Here is a 253-nt window from a genome sequence, read left to right as displayed (position 1 = left end):
CACGTAGATCGAGGTGGTGGCGAGCGACGCGTGGCCGAGGATTTGCTGCACCACGTCGATCGGCACACCGCGCGCGGTCGCGTCGGTGCCGAACGTATGGCGCAACGCATGCGCACTGGTTTTTTGCAGCTGCGCCGCGTCCCACAGCGACAACACGCCCCAGCGCTGCAGCTCGACCTGCAGGCGTCGCAGCGCGGTGCGCACCAGGCGCCCGAGTGCATCGGGCGCGTAAGTCTCGGCGCCGGTTTCATGC

General features: G+C 68.8%; 1 protein-coding gene. It reads right to left on the bottom strand.

Features of this window, described 5'->3' with window-relative positions:
- On the bottom strand, positions 1-253 hold a 253-nt coding region (locus AAEY83_RS17050; protein WP_351061027.1), incomplete at both ends, for a site-specific integrase.

This window comes from Psychrobacter sp. TB20-MNA-CIBAN-0197 (genome assembly GCF_040309765.1).
Lineage (GTDB): Bacteria > Pseudomonadota > Gammaproteobacteria > Pseudomonadales > Moraxellaceae > Psychrobacter > Psychrobacter submarinus.
Note: the sequence above shows the minus strand (reverse complement) of the source record. Positions and strands in the feature narration are given on the sequence as shown.